This is a genomic window from Nocardia jiangxiensis NBRC 101359 (assembly GCF_000308615.1).
GTDB classification, from domain to species: Bacteria; Actinomycetota; Actinomycetes; order Mycobacteriales; family Mycobacteriaceae; genus Nocardia; species Nocardia jiangxiensis.
Genome location: NZ_BAGB01000133.1, coordinates 1 through 5,844, shown reverse-complemented (window position 1 = coordinate 5,844; position 5,844 = coordinate 1). Strand labels below are relative to the sequence as shown.

The window sequence follows — 5,844 nt, the reverse complement described above, 5'->3', positions numbered from 1 at the left end:
TGATTCACTGCGAGCGCAGCGACATCCGTGCTCGGCGTATCGACGTCGACTACGCATCACATTCGCCGCAGGTCGAGGCGATTCGGGACGGGCTCGCGGAGGCACTGTCGGGAATCGAGCCGCATACCTCGGATGTCGCGTTCTTCTCGACGGTCACTGGAAATCTCTGTGACACTGCGGTTCTGGATGGTGAGTACTGGTATCGCAATATTCGGCACACGGTCGAGTTCGAGACCGCGGTTCGTGCGGCCTGTGAGCGTGGGTACCGGGTCTTCATAGAATCCAGCCCGCATCCGGTGCTGATCACCGGTATCGAAGACACTGCCGTTGAATTCACCGAAAGCGCTGGCGCGGTCGTCATTCCGTCGCTCGGGCGTGGCGATGGCGGTTTCGATCGGTTCCTGATGTCGGTCGCACAGGCTCATGTGCGTGGTGTGGGCGTCGAGTGGGATTCGATGTTCGATCGGGCCGATGTCCGCCGTATCCCATTGCCGACGTACGCATTTCAGCGGCGCCGGTTCTGGTTGTCGAGTTCGTCTGCGACCGGTGACGCGAGTCTGTTCGGTGTGGGGAAGACCGGGCATGCCCTGCTCGGTGCGGTGGTGGAGCAACCCGACACCGGTGGAGTCGTGCTGACCGGGCGACTGTCGCTGACGGACCATCCGTGGCTGGCCGATCATGCGGTGTCCGGCGTGGTGGTGTTCCCGGGGGCCGGATTCGTGGAACTCGTCGTTCGAGCCGGTGACGAGGTCGGTTGCGGTGTGGTCGAGGAGTTGATCCTGCGCACGCCGCTGGTACTACCGGCCGAGGACGTGATTCAGGTGCGGGTGGTCGTCGGTGGTGACGACGAGGCCGGACAGCGGACGGTATCGGTGTACTCGCGCCGAGGCGACTCCGGCTGGACCCTGCACGCGGAGGGAACGCTGAGCTCCGGTGACGGAGTACCGGAAGTGCCGGATCTGTCGGTGTGGCCACCGGTCGGCGCAATCCCGGTCGACCTGTCCGATGCCTATGCGCGGTTGACCGGCCGGGGATACGAGTACGGTCCGGCATTCCAAGGGCTCCGGGCGATGTGGCAGCGCGGTGCGGAACTGTTCGCCGAAGTCGCCGTACCCCCGAACACCGGTGTGGACGTCACCGGTTTCGGAGTCCACCCGATGCTGCTGGATGCGGCCCTGCACGCTGCGGTGGTCGCGGCCGGTGCAGGAGAAACCGCGCTGCCGTTCGCCTGGGAGGGCGTATCGCTGCACGCATCGGGAGCCGGTGCTGCACGGGTGCGGCTCACCCCGGCCGACGCCGGCGCGGTGTCGCTGGAATTGGTTGACAGCGCAGGACTTCCGGTGTTGTCCGCACGGTCGGTGGCAATGCGTCCGGTGACGGCTCAGCAACTTCGCGCGGCGGCAAGAGGCCATCTCGGAACCGGTACGGACAACATGTTCGAGATTCTGTGGTCGCCGGTACATGCCACTGATGAACCTGCCCCCGCAGTAACAACGTTGTCTTGGAGGGCATTCGCGCAACAGACCGGCATCCCGGACGCGATGGAAGCGGCTGCGTCGGATGTGGAGGGTGTAGATGTCGACCGGTACGCAGTGGGTGAGGATGACGTCCGGGATCTGGTTGTTCCGGATGCGGTGGTTTCGGAAGTGGCCGGGTCCCGGGACGCCGTGGTGGCCGGTGTCTACGACGCGGTTCATCGAATCCTGAGTGTAGTCAAATCGTTTCTGGCACAAGATGCTTCTGGCACCCTGATCGTGGTGACGCGTGGCGCGATGGCGTTGCCCGGCGAGGGTGTCACTGATCTGGCGGGTGCGGCGGTGTGGGGGTTGGTGCGATCGGCGCAGACCGAGAATCCCGGGCGAATCATTCTGGTGGACACCGACTCCGGCGTCGATGCGGCTGCGATCCTGGCGGTCGGGGAACCGCAGGTGCTGGTGCGCCACGGAATCGTGCATACCGCCCGGCTCGCTGCGGCAATCGCCGACAACATACTGACGCCACCCGAGGATCAGCCCTGGCGGTTGGGTATTGCCGAGAAGGGCACACTGGAGAACCTTGCGCTGGAGGCCTTCCCGCCGGCCGATGCTCCGCTCGCGCCCGGTCAGGTGCGGGTCGCGGTACAAGCGGCGGGAGTGAACTTCCGCGACGTACTGATTGCGCTGGACATGTACCCGACCCGGGATGCCGTGCCGGGGAGTGAGGGTGCCGGGGTGATCATCGAGATCGGTTCCGCGGTAACCGGTCTCGCGGTGGGCGACCGGGTGATGGGTGTGCTCATCGGGGTCGGTCCGCGGGTGATCGCCGATCAGCGGATGGTGGCGGTGATACCCGGCGGGTGGTCCTTCGCCGAGGCTGCCGGAGTATCGGTGGCGTTCCTGACCGCTTATTACGCGCTGGCGGATCTGGGCGATGTGCGGGCCGGGGAATCGTTGCTGGTGCATGCCGCGACCGGCGGCGTGGGCATGGCGGCGGTGCAGTTGGCCAGGCACTGGGGGCTGGAAGTGTTCGCCACGGCGAGCCCCGGCAAGTGGGATACGTTGCGGGCGACGGGTTTCGACGAGGACCACATCGCGAGTTCGCGGACGCTCGAATTCGAACGGAAATTCCTGACCGGCACCGGGGGCAGCGGTGTGGACGTGGTGCTGGATTCGCTGGCCGGTGAGTTCGTCGACGCGTCGTTGCGGTTGTTGCCGCGCGGGGGACGTTTTCTGGAGATGGGGAAGACCGATATCCGCGATGCGGGGGCGATTGCCGAGCGGTATCAGGGAGTGCGTTATCGCGCGTTCGATTTGTTCGAGGTGGATCCCGAACGGATACAGCGGATACTGGCCGATCTGGTGGAGTTCTTCGAGGCCGGGGTGTTGCGGCCACTGCCGGTGACCACCTGGGATGTGCGGCGCGCGCCGGATGCCTACCGACACCTCGGTCAGGCCCGGCATACCGGCAAGCTCGTGCTGCGGATGCCCGGATCGTTCGCGGCGGGCACGGTGTTGATCACGGGCGGGACCGGTATGGCCGGTTCCGCGCTGGCAAGACATGTGGTGACCGAGCACGGTGCGCGAAATCTGTTGTTGCTCGGGCGGCGTGGCATGCGGGCCGATGGGGCGGATGATCTGGTGACGGAGTTGTCCCGGGCGGGTGTGCAGGTGCGGGTCGCGGCGTGTGATGTGGCCGATCGGGATGCGTTGGCGCAGTTGCTGGCCGACATTCCTGCCGAGGCTCCGCTGACGGCCGTGATCCATGCTGCCGGGGTGCTCGACGATGCGGTGCTCGAGTCGCTGACCGCCGAGCAAGTGGATCGGGTGCTGCGTGCGAAGGTCGACGGTGCGTGGAATCTGCACGAGCTGACCCGTGCGATGAGTCTTCCTGCGTTCGTGCTGTTTTCGTCGGTAGCGGGCACCGTGGGAACACTCGGACAGGCGAATTATGCCGCCGCGAACGCTTTCCTGGACGGGCTGGCCGCACATCGTCGGGCGGAGGGCTCCGTGGCGGTGTCGTTGGCGTGGGGGTTGTGGGCGCAGGCCAGCGGCATGACCGGACATCTACAGGCGCAGGATGTCGCCCGGATGGAGCGCGGTGGCCTGGCAGCGATGTCCTCGCAGGAAGCAGTCGCGTTGTTCGACAGCGCATTACGCGTCGATCGCCCTTGTCTCGTACCGGCGCGTTTCGACTTGGCGGGAATGGGTTCCCGGGCAGGTGTGCCCGCGCCGTTGTTCGCGGGCATGGTCCGCGGACCGATCCGGAGAGCAATGGATACTGTTGTCACAGAGCCGGTTTCGGCGCTGGTGCAACAGTTGCGCGGACTGGCCGAGGAAGAACAGCACATGCTGCTGCTGCAGATGGTGCGTTCGCAGGCTGCCGTGGTGCTGGGGTACAGCGACCCCGGTGATGTCGCCCCCGACACGGCCTTCCGCGATGCGGGGTTCGACTCGTTGTCCGCGGTCGAGCTGCGTAATCGGCTGAAGGCGATGACGGGGCTGGCGTTGTCCTCCACACTCGTATTCGATTATCCGACACCCGCGACTCTCGCCCGGTACATGCGGCAGAAGTTCGATGTCGGATCGCCTCGGAAGCCGGATGCGGATGGATCTTCGGACGCGGAAGTTCAGCGCCTGATCTCGTCCATACCGATCGATAAGCTTCGCCGGTCGGGAGTTCTGGATACCTTGCTTCGGCTGGCGAATGCGCAGGACGACGAGAGTACCTCTACTCACAGAGAAGAAGATCTCGTCGATATGAGCTTGGACGACCTTCTCACTGTCGCTCTCGGTGATCATGACGACCGATGAATTGGGAGACCGCATGACTACGAAGCTCGAGCAGGCGACCGAGGCGTTGCGCAAGGCACTCATTCAGATCGAGCGGTTGAAGCAGCAGAACAGGACGCTTGTCGAGCGTTCCTCCGAGCCGATCGCGATCGTGGGTTCGGGGTGCCGGTTTCCCGGCGGTGTGGCATCGGCGAATGATCTGTGGGAGTTGGTATTTCGCGGCGGCGACGCGGTGTCCGAGTTTCCGGGGGATCGGGGTTGGGATGTAGCGGGGTTGTTCGATCCGGATCCGGATGCGGTGGGTAGGTCGTATACGCGGGCGGGTGGGTTTCTGGATGATGCGGCTGGGTTCGATGCGGCGTTTTTCGGGATTTCGCCTGCTGAGGCGACGGCGATGGATCCGCAGCAGCGGTTGTTGTTGGAGGTGTCGTGGGAGGCGTTGGAGTATGCCGGGATTGATCCGCTGAAGCTGCGTGGCTCCTCGACGGGAGTCTTCGCCGGTGTGATCGCGCAGGGTTATGGGGTGGAGTCGGAGGGTTTCACCGCGACCGGGCAGATATCGAGTGTGGTGTCCGGTCGGGTGGCGTATGTGCTGGGTCTGGAAGGGCCTGCGGTATCGGTGGATACGGCGTGTTCGTCGTCATTGGTGGCGTTGCATCTGGCGGTGCAGTCGTTGCGGTCGGGGGAATGCGATCTGGCACTGGCCGGCGGTGTGACGGTGATGGCGACGCCGAGTGTGTTCTCGGAATTCAGTCGGCAGCGGGGGGTGTCGGTGGATGGGCGGTGTAAGGCGTTCGCGGGGGCTGCGGATGGCACCGGATTCGCTGAGGGTGCGGGTGTGCTGGTGGTCGAGCGGTTGTCGGATGCGCGGCGGCTCGGGCACGAGATCCTGGCGGTGGTAAGGGGTTCGGCGCTGAATCAGGATGGTGCGTCGAACGGTTTGACTGCGCCGAATGGTCCGTCGCAGCAGCGGGTTATTCGGGCTGCGTTGGCCAATGCGGGTTTGTCCGCGGCGGATGTGGATGCTGTCGAGGCTCATGGCACCGGTACGACCCTGGGCGATCCCATCGAGGCGCAAGCATTGTTGGAGACCTATGGGCAAGGCCGCATCGCTGGTCGCCCGCTGCTGCTCGGGTCGGTGAAGTCCAATATCGGTCACACACAGGCGGCCGCGGGGGTGGCGGGTGTGATCAAGATGGTGCAGTGTCTGCGGCACGGGGTGTTGCCGCGGACACTGCACGTGGATGTGCCCAGCCCGCATGTGGATTGGTCCTCGGGTGCGGTGTCGCTGCTGACCGAGTCTCAGGAGTGGCCCGTTACGGGTGCGCCACGCAGAGTGGGGATTTCGTCGTTCGGGATCAGCGGGACGAATGCGCACGTGATTCTGGAACAAGCACCCGATGACGTGGCGTCCGGGGGCGCGGGATCCGATGGTGGGGTTTCCGGCACTCGTGCTGAGGTCGAATCCGGTCATTCGGGTCTGCCGGTGGTGCCGTGGATCTTGTCGGGGAAGTCGGCTGAAGCGTTGGTGGGGCAGGCGAGCCGGTTGTTGGGGTATGTGCGGGATCGTCCGGAG

1 protein-coding gene and 1 pseudogene are annotated in these 5,844 nt (G+C 65.1%); both read left to right on the top strand.

What is annotated here, in order from left to right; genetic code table 11:
- Positions 1–4,073 (top strand): annotated as a pseudogene (locus ON40_RS34665) (SDR family NAD(P)-dependent oxidoreductase); the annotation flags it as partial.
- Positions 4,074–4,302: 229 nt separating this feature from the next.
- On the top strand, positions 4,303–5,844 hold a 1,542-nt coding region (locus tag ON40_RS34660), incomplete at its 3' end, for a type I polyketide synthase (protein WP_040829490.1).